Source organism: Pseudomonas wuhanensis (assembly GCF_030687395.1).
Taxonomy (GTDB): domain Bacteria; phylum Pseudomonadota; class Gammaproteobacteria; order Pseudomonadales; family Pseudomonadaceae; genus Aquipseudomonas; species Aquipseudomonas wuhanensis.
The window spans coordinates 4,859,452-4,875,313 of the sequence record NZ_CP117430.1 but is presented as its reverse complement, the minus strand read 5'-3'; the positions used below and the strand labels follow the sequence as shown (position 1 = coordinate 4,875,313).

Annotated in this window: 16 protein-coding genes; 12 read left to right on the top strand and 4 right to left on the bottom strand. The window is 60.2% G+C overall.

Features of this window, described 5'->3' with window-relative positions; genetic code table 11:
- Positions 1-28 precede the first annotated feature (28 nt).
- From PSH88_RS22515 to PSH88_RS22470, 10 genes are all read left to right on the top strand, one after another.
- A complete protein-coding gene (locus PSH88_RS22515) occupies positions 29-1,054 on the top strand; it encodes an NAD(P)H-dependent glycerol-3-phosphate dehydrogenase (protein ID WP_305422749.1) in 1,026 nt (341 codons plus the stop codon).
- A 30-nt stretch (positions 1,055-1,084) separates the two neighbouring features.
- Complete coding sequence (locus tag PSH88_RS22510) at positions 1,085-1,432, top strand: DUF4389 domain-containing protein (RefSeq protein ID WP_305422748.1); 348 nt, start codon at positions 1,085-1,087, stop codon at positions 1,430-1,432.
- Entirely contained in the window at positions 1,429-1,881 is a 453-nt protein-coding gene (gene sixA / locus PSH88_RS22505) for a phosphohistidine phosphatase SixA (RefSeq protein ID WP_305422747.1), read from the top strand. The genes PSH88_RS22510 and sixA overlap by 4 nt, the downstream gene beginning before the upstream one ends.
- 196 nt (positions 1,882-2,077) lie before the next feature.
- Entirely contained in the window at positions 2,078-3,745 is a 1,668-nt protein-coding gene (locus PSH88_RS22500) for an AMP-binding protein (RefSeq protein ID WP_305422746.1), read from the top strand.
- A gap of 32 nt (positions 3,746-3,777) precedes the next feature.
- Positions 3,778-4,221 carry a hotdog fold thioesterase gene (locus PSH88_RS22495; protein WP_305422744.1) on the top strand — a complete coding sequence of 148 codons (444 nt, stop codon included), beginning with the start codon at positions 3,778-3,780 and terminating at the stop codon, positions 4,219-4,221.
- Positions 4,222-4,415: 194 nt separating this feature from the next.
- Complete coding sequence (locus PSH88_RS22490) at positions 4,416-5,222, top strand: alpha/beta fold hydrolase (RefSeq protein ID WP_305422742.1); 807 nt, start codon at positions 4,416-4,418, stop codon at positions 5,220-5,222.
- The gene (locus PSH88_RS22485) at positions 5,219-6,073 is read left to right on the top strand and encodes an alpha/beta hydrolase (RefSeq protein ID WP_305422741.1); all 855 of its coding nucleotides are present in this window, start codon (positions 5,219-5,221) and stop codon (positions 6,071-6,073) included. The genes PSH88_RS22490 and PSH88_RS22485 overlap by 4 nt, the downstream gene beginning before the upstream one ends.
- A 50-nt stretch (positions 6,074-6,123) precedes the next feature.
- Entirely contained in the window at positions 6,124-6,783 is a 660-nt protein-coding gene (locus tag PSH88_RS22480) for a glutathione S-transferase family protein (RefSeq protein ID WP_305422738.1), read from the top strand.
- A gap of 8 nt (positions 6,784-6,791) precedes the next feature.
- Positions 6,792-7,598 (top strand): DUF4892 domain-containing protein, encoded by an 807-nt coding sequence (locus PSH88_RS22475; RefSeq protein ID WP_305422737.1) that lies wholly within the window; start codon positions 6,792-6,794, stop codon positions 7,596-7,598.
- A gap of 82 nt (positions 7,599-7,680) precedes the next feature.
- A complete protein-coding gene (locus PSH88_RS22470; protein ID WP_305422735.1) occupies positions 7,681-8,736 on the top strand; it encodes an AI-2E family transporter in 1,056 nt (351 codons plus the stop codon).
- 77 nt (positions 8,737-8,813) lie between these two features.
- Here PSH88_RS22470 and lapD read toward each other — a convergent pair whose 3' ends face one another.
- From lapD to PSH88_RS22450, 4 genes are all read right to left on the bottom strand, one after another.
- The gene (gene lapD, locus PSH88_RS22465) at positions 8,814-10,754 is read right to left on the bottom strand and encodes a cyclic di-GMP receptor LapD (RefSeq protein ID WP_305422734.1); all 1,941 of its coding nucleotides are present in this window, start codon (positions 10,752-10,754) and stop codon (positions 8,814-8,816) included.
- 22 nt (positions 10,755-10,776) lie between these two features.
- Entirely contained in the window at positions 10,777-11,484 is a 708-nt protein-coding gene (lapG, locus tag PSH88_RS22460; RefSeq protein WP_305422733.1) for a cysteine protease LapG, read from the bottom strand.
- 255 nt (positions 11,485-11,739) lie between these two features.
- Positions 11,740-12,135: a YbaN family protein gene (locus tag PSH88_RS22455; protein WP_305422731.1), complete on the bottom strand. Its 396-nt coding sequence runs from the start codon at positions 12,133-12,135 to the stop codon at positions 11,740-11,742.
- A 10-nt stretch (positions 12,136-12,145) separates the two neighbouring features.
- Positions 12,146-12,733, bottom strand: coding sequence for a UPF0149 family protein (locus PSH88_RS22450; RefSeq protein ID WP_007895005.1), 588 nt, complete (start codon positions 12,731-12,733; stop codon positions 12,146-12,148).
- 324 nt (positions 12,734-13,057) lie between these two features.
- On the opposite strand from PSH88_RS22450, the gene recQ reads away from it, so the two are divergent.
- Both recQ and PSH88_RS22440 read left to right on the top strand, forming a co-directional pair.
- On the top strand, positions 13,058-15,184 hold the full coding sequence (gene recQ, locus PSH88_RS22445) for a DNA helicase RecQ (protein ID WP_305422729.1): 2,127 nt from the start codon (positions 13,058-13,060) through the stop codon (positions 15,182-15,184).
- Between the two features lie 120 nt (positions 15,185-15,304).
- Complete coding sequence (locus PSH88_RS22440) at positions 15,305-15,739, top strand: MarR family transcriptional regulator (RefSeq protein WP_305422727.1); 435 nt, start codon at positions 15,305-15,307, stop codon at positions 15,737-15,739.
- Positions 15,740-15,862: the final 123 nt, after the last annotated feature.

Sequence of the window (15,862 nt, the reverse complement as noted above, 5' to 3'; positions counted from 1 at the left end):
GCCACTGGTATGGATTAACGGATTGCATATGACTGAACAGCGCCCGATTGCGGTCCTGGGAGGCGGAAGTTTTGGTACCGCCGTGGCTAATCTGCTGGCCGAGAATGGGCATCAGGTCCGGCTGTGGATGCGCGACCCCGAACAGGCCGAGGCCATTCGGGTCAATCGTGAGAACCCGCGTTATCTCAAAGGCATCAAGATTCTTCCGGCGGTGGAAGCGGTCACGGACCTGCAAGCCACCCTGGAGGCCTGCGACCTGTGTTTCGTCGCGCTGCCGTCCAGCGCGTTGCGCTCGGTATTGGTTCCGTACGCCGACCGTTTGCGCGGCAAACTGCTGGTGAGCCTGACCAAAGGCATCGAAGCCCATACGTTCAAGCTGATGAGCGAGATCCTTGAAGAGATCGCTCCGCAAGCGCGCATCGGCGTACTGTCCGGGCCGAATCTGGCCCGGGAAATCGCCGAACACGCGCTGACCGCCACGGTGGTCGCCAGTGAAGACGAAGAGCTTTGCCAACGGGTTCAGGAAGCGCTGCATGGCAAGACCTTTCGTGTGTACGCCAGCGCCGACCGCTTTGGTGTGGAGCTGGGCGGGGCGCTGAAAAACGTCTACGCCATCATCGCCGGCATGGCGGTGGCATTGGGCATGGGTGAAAACACCAAGAGCATGCTGATCACCCGGGCACTGGCGGAAATGACCCGCTTCGCGGTGAGTCAGGGCGCCAACCCGATGACGTTCCTGGGGCTGGCGGGGGTCGGCGATTTGATCGTCACCTGCTCATCGCCGAAAAGCCGCAACTATCAGGTCGGATTTGCCCTCGGCCAGGGGTTGAGCCTTGAGGATGCGGTGGCGCGTCTTGGCGAAGTCGCCGAAGGCGTGAACACCCTCAAGGTGCTCAAGGCCAAGGCGCAGGAAGCGGGCGTGTATATGCCGCTGGTCGCCGGATTGCATGCCATCCTCTTCGAAGGGCGCACGCTGGAGCAGGTCATCGGTCTACTGATGCGTGCCGAGCCTAAAACCGACGTCGACTTTATCTCCACCAGCGGTTTCAACTAAACACCCCATCTACAGGGCAGGGAGCAAGACATGAATGATCCGAAAGTAGAAGCCAAGTACGAATCCATCCTGCTGCGGGTGCTGTGGATGATTGTTTATGTGCTGGTCTGGCAAGTGGCGCAATTGATCCTCGGCGCAGTGGTGCTGGTGCAGCTGATCTATCGTTTGATATATGGCGCACCGAGCGCCAGCCTGATGAATTTCGGCGACAGCCTGAGCCAGTTTCTGGCGCAGATCGGTCGTTTCGGCAGCTTTCACAGCGACCAGAAGCCCTGGCCGTTCGCCGACTGGCCAGCGCCGCGTACACCGGAAGGTGAAGCCCCGCACGTTGTGGCGCCGGCGCCGCATCCGGCCCGAGATGAGGAACCGAAACTATGAAACTCTGGGTATTGCGTCATGGTGAAGCCGAACCTCACGGTACCCGCCCGGACTCCGAGCGGGCGCTGACCGACAAGGGGTGCAAAGAGGTGAAGCGCATCGCGGCCAAATTGAAGGGCAAACACCTGACTGCCATTTATGCCAGCCCTTACCTGCGAGCACAGGAGACCGCAATGCTGGTGCGCAAGGAGCTGGGGTTTGCACCGGAGATTCGCACCGTCGAGTGGCTGACGCCCGACAATAATCCGCAAGCGGTGGCGGAGCAGTTGGTGTCCGTGGATCACGCGCTGCTGGTCAGCCATAACCCGCTGGTCGGCAACCTGCTGGGTTATTTGCAGCATGGCCATGTGCAGGAACCGGAGAGAGTCTGCACTGCCGGGCTGGCGGAGCTTGAGGGCGATGAACTGCTGGTCGGGGCAATGAAGCTCAACGGCATCAAACACCCGTAACCTGCTTTTTGTGGGAGCGTGGCTTGCCCGCGATGCAGACACCACGGTGTATCAGTGAAACCGCGTTGATGCCATCGCGGGCAAGCCACGCTCCCACAGAGTCGGCGGCATTCTTGGTTTTTGCGTGAAATAGTCAACCAAGCACTTGCTCGGTTGACTACGCTTGCTCCAGATCAGAAATAAGGGAGCAAGTCGCATGTCCGCTGCTTTTCGTTTGCCACTGGACGTCTTCTACGAGCGCGAAGCCCGTCATCCGCGCCAGCGCTTTCTGGTCCAGCCGACCGGGGGCAGTCAGGTCGAAACGCTGACCTGGGCCGATGTCGGCCATCAGGCGCGCTGCGCTGCCCACTGGCTGCGGGCTCGCGAATTGCCGCAAGGCAGCCACATCGCATTGATCTCGAAAAACTGCGCCCACTGGATCATCGCCGACCTCGCGATCTGGATGGCCGGGCATGTCTCGGTGCCGCTTTATCCCAATCTGACCGCCGATTCCGTGGCCCAGGTGCTTGATCATTCCGAAGCCGCGCTGGTGTTCATTGGCAAGCTGGATGACTGGCCGGGCATGTCCGTCGGGGTCAGATCCGACCTGCCAACCATCAGCCTGCCGCTGTGCCCGGCCGGCACCTTCGATTTCAGCTGGGCCGATCTGCAGCGCAGTTCGCCGATTCAGGACGACCCCAAACCCGCCGCCGATCAACTGGCGACCGTCATTTACACCTCCGGCACCACGGGCCAGCCCAAAGGCGTGATGCACAGTTTCGGCAACCTGGGATTTGCCACCACCCGTGGCACGCAGTTGTTCGGCCTGAATGAGTCGGATCGCCTGCTGTCCTACCTGCCGCTGTGCCACGTCGCCGAGAGAATGTTCGTCGAGTTGGCGTCGATCTACACCGGGCAAACCGTGTTCTTCGCCGAGAGCCTCGATACCTTCCTCACTGATCTAAAACGTGCCCGGCCCACCGCGCTGTTCGGCGTGCCGCGGATCTGGACCAAATTCCAGATGGGCGTCTACAGCAAGATTCCGGCAAAACGCCTCGACTTCCTGCTCGGCTTGCCCTTCATCGGCAAGCGGGTAGGGCACAACGTCCTCGCCGGGCTGGGGCTGGACGCCTTGCGCATCGCCTTGTCCGGCGCCGCGCCAGTGCCGCAGACCTTGCTGCTCTGGTACCAAAAACTGGGGCTGGATGTGCTGGAGGTGTACGGCATGACCGAAAGCTGCGGTTATTCCCACATCTGCCTGCCGGGTCAGAACAAACCGGGCTGGATCGGTAAGCCATGCCCGGAAGTCGAAGTGCGCATCGAACCGTCTGGTGAAGTACTGGTGCGCAGCGGCGCGACCATGCTCGGCTATTTCAAGGAGCCTGGGAAAACCGCCGAAGCCATCACCGAGGACGGTTTCCTGCGTACCGGTGACAAGGGCGAGGAAGATACCGAAGGCAACCTGCGCCTGACCGGGCGCCTGAAGGAAATCTTCAAAACCAGCAAAGGCAAATACGTTGCCCCGGCACCGATTGAAAATCGCCTGGCGGTGCATGCGCGGATCGAACAAGTGTGCGTGGTTGGCGATGGGCTGAGCGCACCACTGGGGCTGTGCGTGCTGTCGGCGGTAGGTCAACAGGACGCCAATGGATCGGCCCGGGCGGGTTTGCATTCAAGCCTGGAAAAACTGCTGGAAGAGGTCAACGGCGTCCTCGACAGGCATGAGCGCTTGCGTCGGCTGGTGGTGGTCAAGGACAGTTGGGCGGTGGAAAACGGCTTTCTGACACCGACCCTGAAGATCAAGCGCAACATGATCGAAGCGGCTTACGGTGCGCGCTTCGAAGAATGGAGCGAGCGTAGCGAGGCGGTGCTGTGGCAGGATTGAGCCACGAACAACTCCAAGAAAGGAACGTAACGATGAGTCTGTGGCGCACCACTCCCAACGTCGAGCAGTTGAACGCAATCCAGAAAAACACCATCGGCGAAGTGCTGGATATTCGCTTCGAAACCTTCGATGACGAGTCCCTGACCGCGAGCATGGTTATTGATCATCGCACGCACCAGCCCTATGGTTTGTTGCACGGCGGCGCCTCGGTGGTGCTGGCCGAAACCGTCGGCTCGATGGCCAGTTTCCTGTGCATCGACGCCAGCAAGTTTTACTGCGTGGGCCTGGAAATCAACGCCAACCATTTGCGTGGCTTGCGCAGTGGGCGGGTGACGGCGGTGGCCAAGGCGATTCATATTGGTCGCACCACCCATGTCTGGGATATCCGTTTGAACAGCGATGAGGGCAAGGCCAGTTGTGTGTCGCGGCTGACCATGGCAGTGGTGCCGTTGGGGGAGAATCCGCCGGCGCGTTGATTCCTGATCGAGCCAAAGATTCATGGCCGCCGAATTTTTGTGGCGAGGGAGCTCGCTCGCCACAAGGTTCTCAGTGGATGCTGAATGGTCATAGCCCTGACCCGACTGTCATCATTCCTGTCAGTTACGGTCATTGCTGTAGGACTCGGTCTTACGGACAATCAACCCCCGTTCTCGCTCATGGATTTGCAGGTATGTCGCAACAGATATTTTTCGCCCACGCCAATGGCTTTCCTTCGGGGACCTACGGCAAGTTGTTCGCGGCGCTGGCGCCCGAGTATCAGGTGACGCATCTGGAGCAGCACGCCCACGACCCGCGTTTTCCAGCGGACGACAACTGGAACAATCTGGTGGATGAGCTGATTCATCACCTCAAGCAGCAGCCCGAACCGGTCTGGGGCGTCGGTCACTCCTTTGGCGGCGTGCTGCACTTGCATGCCGCCTTGCGTTGCCCTGAGTTGTATCGCGGCGTGGTGATGCTCGATTCGCCGGTGCTGACCCGGGCCGATCAATGGGTGATCCGTGCCGCCAAACGCTTCGGTTTCATTGATCGTCTGACCCCGGCTGGTCGCACGTTGGGGCGACGGGAAGAGTTCGCCGATCTGGAAGCGGCGCGCTTGTATTTCGCCGGTAAAACCCTGTTTCGTGGCTTCGATCCAGAATGCTTCGAGGCCTATCTTCAACATGGTTTGCACAATGTCGGCGGCAAGCTGCGCCTGCGTTTCGATGCGGCCACGGAAATCAGTATCTACCGCGGTGTGCCCCACACCAGTCCCGGTCGTGCACGGCAGTTGAAAGTGCCGCTGGCGGTGGTTCGCGGGCACAAGAGCCGCGTGGTGATGCGCCATCACGCGCGTTCCGTCGGGCGCATGCCTCTGGGTGAGTCCTTGACCATGCCCGGCGGGCACATGTTTCCCCTCGAACGCCCACAAGACACGGCCACGCTGCTGAAGAATCTGTTCAGTCGCTGGGAAGGTCGCCGCCAACAGGATTGCGCATGAGCAGCGTCGTTGAAGAAGTTCGCTTGAGCCTGCCGCATATCGAGTTGGCGGCGCACCTGTTCGGTCCCGAGGACGGCTTGCCGGTGATCGCCTTGCACGGATGGCTGGACAATGCCAACAGCTTTGCCCGGCTGGCGCCCAAGCTCAAGGGTTTGCGCATCATCGCATTGGACATGGCCGGGCATGGTCACTCGGGGCATCGGCCGAACGGCGCCGGTTACGCGCTGTGGGACTACGCCCATGACGTGCTGCAAGTGGCCGAACAGTTGGGGTGGAAGCGTTTTGCGCTGCTGGGGCATTCCCTGGGGGCGATCGTCTCGCTGGTGCTGGCCGGGTCGTTGCCGGAGCGGGTGACTCATCTGGCTTTGATCGACGGCATTATTCCTCCTACAGACAAAGGCGAAAACGCCGCCGAGCGCATGGGCATGGCCCTGCAAGCGCAGCTGGACCTGCGGGAAAAACGCAAACCGGTCTACAGCACCCTCGACCGCGCCATCGAAGCGCGCATGAAAGGCTTGGTGGCGGTCAGTCGCGAAGCCGCCGAACTGCTGGCCCAGCGCGGCTTGATGCCGGTGCCGGGCGGTTATACCTGGCGCACCGACAACCGCCTGACCCTTCCATCACCGCTACGTCTGACCACTGAACAGGCGATGGCCTTCGTTCAGCGTGTCAGTTGTCCTGCTCACCTGGTGGTCGCGGCTGACGGCATGCTCGCCAAACATCCCGAGTTGCTGGAACGTCTACCCTTTAGCCGTGAACAGTTGCCTGGCGGCCATCATTTGCACCTGAATGACGAACCCGGTGCCGACCTTGTCGCAGACTGTTTCAATCGGTTCTTCGCCGTTCCTTGACTTGAGCCCGGCAACTGTCGAGGCTGGGCGGGTTGAAATGGGAGACAACCATGATAGATCTGTATACCGCTGCGACCCCGAATGGCCACAAGGTCTCTATCGTGCTCGAGGAACTCGGCCTGCCCTATACGGTGCATGCCTTGAGTTTCGACAAAAAGGAACAGAAGTCCGAGGACTTCCTCAAGATCAATCCCAATGGGCGGATTCCGGCGATTGTCGACCGTGCCAATGACGATTTCGCCGTGTTCGAGTCCGGCGCGATCCTGATTTACCTCGCCGAGATGACCGGCAAACTGCTGCCACAGGACCCCAAGGGGCGTTCGGTGGTGTTGCAATGGCTGATGTTCCAGATGGGCGGAATCGGCCCGATGCAAGGCCAGGCCAACGTGTTTTTCCGTTACTTCCCGGAAAAACTCCAGGGCGCCATCGACCGTTATCAACATGAAACCCGGCGCTTGTATGAAGTGCTCGACACGCGTCTGCAAGCCGTAGAGTTTTTGGCGGGCGAGTACAGCATTGCCGACATTGCCACTTATCCGTGGATCCGTGGCCATGAATGGTCCGGTGTCGCGGTGGATGGCTTGTCAGCCCTGCAGCGCTGGATGGCGACAATGGAGGCGCGCCCTGCGGTACAACGCGGTTTACTGGTGCCCGAGCGCATCGATGACGACAGTGTCATCAAGGGTGCCCAGGCCATGCTGATTCGATGAGTCTATCCATGCGTTCACTCACTTTGCTGGCACTGTGTTGTTTCAGTCCTCTTTTATTTGCCGCTGATGTCCCTGGCAGTCAGGACCTGCCGATCGTGCCGCGTATGGCCGATGCGCAGATCGTCGACTATCGCCCGGCTGTCGAGCTTGAGCGGATCTACCCGCTGGGTTCGATCCGCAAGATCAGTGGCCAGTTGCGCTTTGACGGCCAAGTCACCGCCCGGGGTCAAACCACCTCGGTGACCTACGAATTGCCACCGGAGCATTCCTCGACCGATGCCTTCACCATCGCTCGCGAAGCCTTGCAAAAACAGGGCGCCGAGCTGTTGTTCTGGTGTCAGGCCCGGGATTGTGGGGAAAGCAGCCTGTGGGCCAATGAAGTCTTCGGCAACGCCAAGCTATATGGCGCCGATAATCAGCAGGCTTATTTGCTGCTGCGTCTGGCGGCGCCTCAAGACAACACCCTGGTGGCGCTTTACAGCATCACTCGCGGTAATCGCAGGGCTTATCTGCACGTTGAGCAGTTCGATGCCTCGGCGCCGCTGGGTGATTTGTTGCCGACGTCCGCGACGTTGCTGCGCCAGCTCAAAAGCACCGGGAAACTCGATTTCCCCAAACTCAACGGTGACCCTGACGACACCTGGCTGCGTTTGATTTCCCGAGGCCTGAACCTGGACACCACACTGCGAGTCAGCATTTCCGGGCCCAGTGCCGAAGCCTGGCGCCAGGCACTGATCAGCCAGGGCGTGCGCACGGCGCGGATGGAAACCGGCAGCGTCGAAGGCTCTGGCCTGCACTTCGAGCTGTTGCGATAAGCTTCATTGGGCGAACGCGTTCTGCGCGTTCGCCTACTCTTTGGTGACTGACCTTTTCGTCTGACTTTTTTCGGGATCATACATGCCCAGTAACGATCGGCTGTTGGTGCAGATTCTGCTTCTGGTGCTATTTGGCGCGAGCTTCTGGGTGATGGCGCCGTTCTGGTCGGCGCTGTTCTGGGGCGCGGTGCTGGCGTTTGCCAGTTGGCCGCTGATGCGTTTGTTGACCCGTTGGCTCAATGGCCGTGAATCCCTGGCGGCGCTGTTACTGACGTTAGGCTGGATGTTGTTGGTGGCAGTACCGTTGGTGTGGCTGGGTTTCAACCTGGCGGATCATGTACGCGATGTCACGGTGTTCATCAAGGATGTACAAGTCGATGGTCTGCCTGAAGCACCGGCCTGGCTGGGCGCTATTCCCTTGGTCGGCGAGCGGTTGGTGGGTATCTGGAACAGCATCGATCAGCAAGGCGCGGCGATGATGCTGGCGATCAAGCCTTATCTGGGGCAGGTCGGTAACTGGTTGCTGGCGCGCAGTGCGCAGATTGGTGGCGGCATCCTTGAGCTGACGCTGAGTATTGTCTTTGTGTTCTTTTTCTACCGGGACGGGCCGCGGTTGGCGGTGTTTGTCCATGGGTTGCTGGAGCGGCTGATTGGTGACCGCGCCAGCTACTACATCGAATTGGTGGCGGGCACCGTGCAGCGCGTGGTCAACGGGGTGATCGGCACAGCGGCGGCTCAGGCAGTGCTGGCATTGATCGGCTTCCTGATTGCCGGCGTGCCCGGGGCGCTGGTGTTGGGGATTGTGACGTTTTTGCTCAGTCTGATTCCGATGGGGCCGCCGTTGGTGTGGATTCCGGCCACGGCGTGGTTGGCCTGGAAGGGCGAGTACGGGATGGCGGTGTTCCTCGGAATCTGGGGGACGTTCATTATCAGCGGGGTCGACAACGTGCTTAAGCCGTACTTGATCAGTCGGGGTGGGAACTTGCCGTTGGTAATTGTGCTGCTCGGAGTGTTTGGCGGGTTGATTGCGTTTGGGTTTATCGGGTTGTTTATTGGCCCTACGTTGTTGGCCGTGGCTTACAGCCTGTTGACCGATTGGAGCAAGAGTCAGGCTCGGGTCGAGGATCGCCGCCCCTGAGGCGCCAGCACCGAACGCCTGTGGGCGCGAGCTTGCTCGCGATGACGCGCTGTATCTGATGATACGGGCCTTGCGACTCACATCGGCTCCGGTGGCCCAATCAGTCTTCCCATCACCCCAAACAACCCCAACTCCCGTATCACTTCCAACTCCTCCTGGGTCTCCACCATCTCGGCAATCAACGGCAAATCAATGCTGTTGGTCGCCCGGAAAATTGCCTCGATGAACAGTCGCTTGTCAGTCTGTTCATCAATACCCCGAATGTAGGCTCCGTCTATTTTCAGGTAAGCCAGTCCCAGTTGCGTCAGGTTACCAATCTGGCTGAAGCTGCCGCCGAAGTGCTGCAAACCGATGCGATAACCGGTGTTGAGCAGGCTGTGACTCAGGCGTTGCAGTTCTTCGGGGGGCGGCAGTTGGCGTTCGTCGATTTCCAGGGTCAGCAGCGGCGCCAGTTCCGGCAGTGATTCAAGTATGTCGCAGATCAGTTTCAGCTGGGTCTGATCGCGCAGAGTGCTGCCGGACAGGCTCAGCGCGAGCGGCCAACGGTTGGCGGCGAGGTATTCAAGGGTGGTTTCGAGCATCGCCAGATCGAATCGCGCCGACCAGCCAAGGCGCTCGATCCACGGCAGGAAATGCCCGGCGGCAATTGCCTCGCCCTGCGGGTCGAGCAGGCGTGCGAGGACTTTGTGATGCAGTACCTGGCTGGTGTCGCTGCATTGCACCACTGGTTGGAAATACAACTGCAGCTTGCCTTCGGTCAGCGCGTCGTCGATCCAGCTGCGCCAGTCGTGTTGGGACTGGTTCTGCACAGTATCGGAGTGGGCCAGGTGTATCCATGGCCGCTCTGGATGTTGCCGGGCTTGGGTCAATGCCTGATCGAGGCGCAGCAGCACGTCGCTCGCCGGTTCGCCGGGGTGATAGGCGACAACGCCCAGGTGCGCCACGGGCATGCAGTCGCTGGTCCCGGTGAGGCGCAGGTTTTCCAGGGTGGCGCTGATTTCGGAGGCGAGGCGTGCGGCGTCTGTGCTGTCCAGACCCGGCATCAGCAGGCTGAATTCGCCACCGCGATTGCGTGCCGCGAGCCAGGTGCGACGTTCCGGTGGTTGCGTCAGGCGCTTGAGCAGTTCGCCGACCGCGCTGATCAAAGCATCGGTGCGCTGACCACCCAGGCGCTGGTTGAGGCCGATCAGATCGTTGATCCTCAGCATTAGCAAGTGGCCGTCGCTGCTCTGCTCGGAGACCAGCAAATGGTCAGCCAGTTGTTCATCCAGCAAGCGCCGGTTAGCCAGGCCCGTGAGGCTGTCCTGATAGGATTCGGTCCGCAGTTTTTCGCTGCGGGCCGCCTCTTCGGCGAACAACGCTCTGAGCTTCTCGACCATTTGGTTCATGGCCAGTACCACGCGTCTGAGTTCCGGTGTGCGCGGCAGTTTAGGCAAACTGTGGAACTCGCGTTTGCTGATGGCTTCAGCCTGTTTGACCATTCTGTCGAGCGGGCGCAATTGGCGACGCAACAGCCAGCCACCAAACACGGCGCTGAGCAGTCCGCAAATCAACAGCCAGATCAGGCTGCCAAGCGTACTGTCCCAGAGTTTGGCCAGGGCGAATTGCGGATTGCTCAGCACTTCGACCCGAGCCGCTTGCTCCCAGCCACGCATGATCAATGCATCGCCACCCTGTGGGCGCAGGTTCACCAGGCTGACGAACCAGCCGGGAACACTTTCGATTTGCGCCGGGGTGCTACGTTCCACCAGCACCCGTTCATCCACAATATCGACGACCCGAATGCTGCTGAAATACCCACTGTCGAAAATAGAGCTGACCATCAATTCGATCATCGCCGGGTCGTCGATCTGCGCAGTCAATGACAAGCCCAGCGCTGTTGCGGCGTCCTGGGCGTGAGAGCGCAACTGGCCGAGCACCTGTTCGCGAGAGCTTTCCAGGCTGACAAAAAAACTGCCGCCGAAGGCCACCAGCAAGAACAGGCAAATGGCGAGAAACAACTGTTTGCGCAGTGACATAAAACGCTCCTTGCAGTAGCGGCTAGCCTTCGCCCACGGCGAACCCTTCAAATTGCATCTTTTTCAACACGTCTTGCCAGCGCGACAGTTTTTTCGAGTCGCTGCTACGTTCGCCACCCTTGGCTCCCGGCAAGTACAGGCCTTCGGCGTTGAAGGCGTACACCGGCAACAGGTCTTTGCGTTGGGAAGCGGGGCGGATCTCGCCGATCAAATTGTCCAGCACCAGCGGATCGGCCGTTGGGCTGCTGTAGAAGGTCAACACCATGTGCGCCTGGTTCTGGGTCAGGGCCTTGACGTAGGTGATGCGCAGTTTCTCGCTGGGAATTCCGAGGTGGCGCAAGCTGAAATATTTCGCCAAGGCGTAATCCTCACAGTCGCCTGCGGCTTTCATCAAGGATTCCACTGGTGTGGCCCAGTAATCGGTCTGACGCCAGATGCGCGTGTCGTCCTGAAAACTCAGTTGTTGATTGAAGAAGCGATTGACCGCGTTCAGTTGTTCGCGCTCAGGCTGGTTGAGTTCGCTTTGCAGCATTTGACTCCAGGCCTCGATCCGTCCCCGGGCCGGGCCAAGGGGGCCGTAGCGTTTTTCGGCCGTTTGCAGAATCTGAGCAAAGTCCCAGTCGGCCCAGACGCTGCCCAACCCTGCCAGCAGAAAATTCGTCAGCAGCAGCCATCCGCCGAACCGAAGTCGGAGCGTTGACCATCCTGGACTACGCGGACTGCGGGACATGTCTGGCTGCTCGGGGTGCAGATGTCTGAAGTCTAGGCGGTGTTTTCAGCGAGGGAGGGCAGGTCGTCGGAGGAAAGACATCGGCGGGTTGCTTTCTGTGGCGAGGGAGCTTGCTCCCGCTCGGCTGCGCAGCAGTCGCAAAACCAGTCAGTGCGGTGTGTCAGGAAAAGTTAGGTGGCTGGTTTTGGGGTCGCTTCGCAACCCAGCGGGAGCAAGCTCCCTCGCCACAAAAGCCCCCTGAGCCACAAACGGGGATCAGGGTTTATGCAGGGTTTTCTGCTTGAGGATGTATACCGTCACCAGCACTGCACTGGTCAGCATGAACCCCCGCGCCCACGGCAGGGGCACCAGGTAGCAGGAAAGCAGGATGCTCGTCCACATCAACCCGAGGGCGTAGACCTTGCCCTTGAGCGGAATACCGTTGCCACTCAGATAGTCACGAACCCACGGCCCAAGCCGTGGATGTTCCACCAGCCACTGATAGAAACGCGGCGAGCTGCGGGCGAAACAGGCGGCCGCCAGCAACAGGAACGGTGTAGTGGGCAGCACCGGCAGGAAAATCCCGATCACCCCCAGCGCTACGCTCAGCCAGCCGATGGCCAGCAGCACGTAGCGCAACATCAGGGGGCGGTTGCCTATGGGGTTGTCCATAGGCAAAACCTTAGTGGTGACGTGGCTTGAGAATCGCCGGTTTTTCGTCTGGCGCGTTGCACAGCAGGTACAGCGCGGTCAGGGCTTCCGGGATCTGCACGATCATGTCATCCATCAGGTTGGCGTCGGCCGCGATATCGGAGAACTCAGGCTGTTCGTCGAACAGGCCCGAACCGACCATGATCGGCAGCAGCATTTCGCTGACTTCGTCTTCGGCGGTTTCGAACCAGGCTGCTTCGCGCAGGAACACGCCTTCCATGAAACCGATGCACCAGCCGCGCAGGTCGGAATCGTCCGGGTCATCGCCCAGGTCGAGGTCGCACGGCAGCTCGAACTCTTCGTCGGACGCCAGTTGGCGGGCGATGTGCGCCTTGAGCAGCAGCAGGGTGGACTCGATCGCTTCACGCTCGGTGTCGTCGGCGTAATGCGGCTCTTCGGCGAACAAAGCGTCGATCCATTCACGGTCGGGAACGCTCTCGGAACAGATCGACAGCGCGGTGAGGTAGCCGTGGGCGGCCACGTAGTCCAGCGCCTCGTCATGCAGCTCGTCGGCGTCGAGGAAGACTTGCAGGCGGGTTAGTTGCTCAGCGAAGGACATTAAAGGGCTACCTTGGGGAATATACGATGCGGGAATTCTAGGCCTTCTTGAGCGCTCAGGCCAGCCGCGCGGCATATGTGATGGAATATGTGGTTGGGTTAATAGAAACCCACAAGGTCTGCATTGCATTGGCTTTTCATGTGTCTTCTCAGCGGCGCCCTTTGCAGGGGAGGGCTCGGGTATACTCGCGCGTTTTGTGATGCCCTGCTGGCGTCACGGCTGAAATGTGCAGCGTCATGCAATGCGCACTTACGATTTGTCGGTGCAGCTTTCATGATTCTGAACCAGCCTTGCAGGGATGTTTCGGTGATTTTTGGAGTTTTTATGCTCGAACAGGCTCAACGCGTCCTCAAGGACATCTTCGGCTACGACAGTTTCCGTGGCCGTCAGGGTGCAATCATTGAGCGCGTGGCCAGTGGCGGCGACGCCCTGGTGCTGATGCCTACCGGTGGCGGCAAATCCTTGTGCTTCCAGGTGCCGGCATTGCTGCGCGAGGGCCTGGCGGTGGTGGTGTCACCGCTGATCGCGCTGATGGACGATCAGGTCGCCACCCTCGAAGAGCTGGGCGTCGCCGCGGCGGCGTTGAACTCCACGTTGAGCGCTGAGCAACAGCGTGATCTGGCGGCGCGGATCAAGCGCGGCGAGGTGAAAATGCTCTACCTGGCGCCCGAGCGCCTGGTTCAGCCGCGCATGCTGGCCTTCCTGCAAAGCCTGGAAATTGCCCTGTTCGCCATCGACGAAGCGCATTGCGTGTCCCAGTGGGGCCACGACTTCCGTCGGGAATACCTGCAACTGGGCCAGTTGGCGGAATTGTTCCCCAACGTTCCGCGCATTGCCCTGACCGCCACCGCCGACAAGCGCACCCGCGAAGAAATCGTCGATCGCCTGCATTTGCAGGATGCCGAGCGCTTCCTGTCCAGTTTCGACCGCCCCAATATTTTCTATCGCATCGTGCCCAAGGAACAACCGCGCAAGCAGTTGCTGGCGTTCCTCACCGAGCGGCGCAGCGATGCCGGTATCGTTTACTGCCTGTCGCGCAAAAAGGTTGATGAAGTAGCGGTGTTCCTCAGCGAGCAAGGTTTCCCGGCGCTGCCGTACCACGCCGGTCTGCCCAACGACACCCGGGCTCACCACCAGAAGCGCTTCCTCAACGAGGAAGGGCTGATCATGGTAGCCACCGTGGCGTTCGGCATGGGCATCGACAAACCTAACGTACGTTTTGTCGCGCACCTCGATTTGCCGAAATCCCTTGAGGCCTACTACCAGGAAACCGGTCGCGGCGGTCGTGATGGCCTGCCGGCGGATGCCTGGATGGCGTACGGCCTGCAAGACGTGGTGATGCTCAAGCAGATGCTGCAAAACTCCGAAGGCGACGAGCGCCACAAGCGTCTGGAGCAGCACAAGCTCGACGCCATGCTCTCGCTCTGCGAAGAAACCCGCTGCCGCCGCCAGACCCTGCTTGCGTACTTCGACGAAGACATGCCCGAGCCCTGCGGCCACTGCGACAACTGCGTCGATGGCGTGCAGACCTGGGACGCCACCGAGCCGGCCCGTCAGGCACTGTCGGCGATTTACCGCACCGGCCAGCGTTATGGCGTCGGTCATCTGGTCGACGTATTGCTGGGCAAGGACAACGAAAAAGTTCGCAGCTTCGGTCATCAGCATTTGTCGGTATACGGCGTAGGCAAAGCGATGGGGGAGAGCGAATGGCGCTCCTTGTTCCGACAGCTTGTTGCCCGTGGTCTGGCAGACATCGACCTCGAAGGCTACGGCGGTCTGCGCCTGAGCGATACCTGTCGGCCGCTGCTCAAGGGCGAAGTGACCCTGGAACTGCGTCGCGACCTCAAGCCGCAAACCACCGCCAAAAGCAGCAAGAGCCAGGCCAGCCAACTGGTTCGCGGTGAAGAACGCGAACAGTGGGAAGCCTTGCGTGCCCTGCGTCGCAAATTGGCCGAGGAGCATGGCGTGCCGCCGTACGTCATCTTCCCCGACTCGACACTGTTGGAAATGCTCCGCAGCCAGCCGACCTCGCTGGCGGAAATGGCCACGGTCAGCGGTGTCGGCGCGCGCAAGCTGGAGCGTTACGGCGAAGCCTTCCTCGAAGTGCTCGGCGGTCAGGTCGAGGCGCCGAAAGTGGTGGCCGATGTGCGCCACGAGCTGATCACACTGGCCCGGGCCGGCATGACACCCCTGCAGATCGCCGGTCAGCTGCAATGCTCGGAAAAGAACGTCTACGCGATGCTCGCCGAGGCGATTGGCAAGCAGCAGTTGTCACTGGAACAGGCGCTGGATTTGCCTGAAGAGTTGATGGGCGAAGTCCAGGACGCTTTCCTCGACGGCGAAGGCGAGTTGCCGCCCGTGTCGGAGGTTGCCGCGCTGTTCGCAGGAAGAGTTCCGGAAGGTGTTTTGTATTGCGTTCGTGCCGCCCTTCAGTCGGAATTTGAAGTCTGAATGACCTGCGGCACAGATGTAACGATTCAGTACAGAGCAAACCTTGCCTATAGCCAAAGGTCATGCTTAGCTGACTAATAATTAGTTTTTCTCTATTTTCAGTCTAACCATGAGTGTTTTATGCCGTTAACCGATCAACACCGCTTTGGCATGCAGCTGGCCCAGATGTCTCGTGGCTGGCGTGCCGAACTGGACCGCCGACTGGCTGGCCTGGGTCTGTCCCAGGCGCGCTGGCTGGTGCTGCTGCACCTGGCACGCTTCGAGAATGCCCCCACCCAACGCGAACTGGCGCAAAGCGTCGGCGTCGAAGGGCCCACCCTGGCTCGATTGCTCGACAGCCTGGAAAGTCAGGGCCTGGTGCAGCGCCAATCCGTGCTGGAAGACCGTCGGGCGAAAAAAATCGTTCTTTGTGCCCCGGCCCGGCCCTTGATCGAACAAATTGAAACCATTGCCACGCAATTGCGCCACGAACTGTTCAATGGCGTCGATGAGGCGGATTTGAAGGTCTGCATGCGAGTCCACGGGCACATCCTGGCCAACCTGGAAAAATCTTGAGGCACAACCACGCGCCGGACTTTTGAGATACCCCGTTGGGCAGACTATAAAGAACTACTAGGCAATATCGTGTTCGTACCGGATGTGCGAATACGTACAGGTTGGTTCTGGTTATCTAAGGGA